The 1,154-nt window shown below is 45.1% G+C and carries 1 protein-coding gene and 1 pseudogene; one reads left to right on the top strand and one right to left on the bottom strand.

What is annotated here, in order from left to right:
- Positions 1–733, bottom strand: a pseudogene (locus tag A3738_RS04350) (pyridoxal-phosphate dependent enzyme); the annotation flags it as partial.
- A gap of 195 nt (positions 734–928) precedes the next feature.
- Here A3738_RS04350 and A3738_RS04345 point away from each other — a divergent pair.
- Positions 929–1,154, top strand: a 226-nt coding sequence (locus A3738_RS04345; protein ID WP_156503946.1) for a response regulator, incomplete at its 3' end; no start/stop codon positions are given.

Genomic DNA, 1,154 nt, shown 5'->3' with positions numbered 1-1,154 from the left:
CAGACATCCCAAGGAAGCTTGCCTATTTGTCGAACCGCGACACCATCGGCAAAAATGCCAACTTGATCTAACACGACACGCTTGCCCGACTTCATTGCCGCTTGCAAACATGCCGCATCTTCGGGCTCAACGCCAATCACTTTGATATCAGGGCGAAGGTACTTGATATACGCTGCCATGCCTGCGATTAAGCCGCCGCCACCGCAAGGAATAAAAACCGCATGTGCTTTATCAGGATGCTGCTTTAACAACTCCATCGCAACCGTGCCTTGGCCAGCAATAACGTCCTCGTCGTCGTAAGGCGGAATATACACTAAACCTTTTTCAGCAACTTGCTCTTGAGCATAAGCAGAGGCTTCATCGAAGGTATCACCCACTAAAACAACTTTTGCACCTCTAGCTCGGACAGAACTCACTTTGATCTCAGGTGTTGTTTAGGCATGACGATAGTCGCTTTAATGCCCAAAGTTTTAGCTGCCAGCGCTAAGCCCTGTGCATGATTTCCGGCAGACGCTGCAATCACACCTTTGGCCTTATCTTCGTCACTAAGCTGGCGAACTCGGTTATAAGCGCCGCGCAATTTAAAAGAGAATACTGGTTGTAAATCTTCTCGTTTTAAGTGCACTTGATTGCCCAAGCGCTGCGATAAACTGCGGGCATGAGTGAGCGGAGACTCAATCGCGACATCGTAAACGCGCGCATCCAAAATTTTCTTTATATATTTATTTAACATAACTCACTTACAAACCTAACCAAGCCCAGATTCTATGGGGCATAAAGATTCGTAATAGTAACTAAATTTGCGCGCTGAAACGAGTGGCTAAACAGGTATTCCTCTGCTATTAATACTTGTTGAACAGATATCAGATTAGCAGTAAACGATCTATCTATTCGTGTTTAGTGGAGTTTAATTTGCAAGGATGTGGCTGTGGCAAAACATAAGTCTAAACAGAAGATATTAGTCATTGATGATTCACCTGTTAGCTTAACCTTAATGGAATCAGCGCTTGAGGAATGCGGGGCTCGCGTGTTTCTGGCGAGTAATGCGCAAGAAGCTCGCTCTATTTTACACAGGCATGATATCGCGTTGATCTATCTAGACATCATGATGCCTGACATATTTGGCTATGACTTTGCTAAAGAAATTCACGCAC

This window comes from Oleiphilus sp. HI0066 (assembly GCF_001635725.1).
The sequence above is the reverse complement of the archived record's forward strand: the minus strand, read 5'-3'. Positions and strand labels throughout refer to the sequence as shown.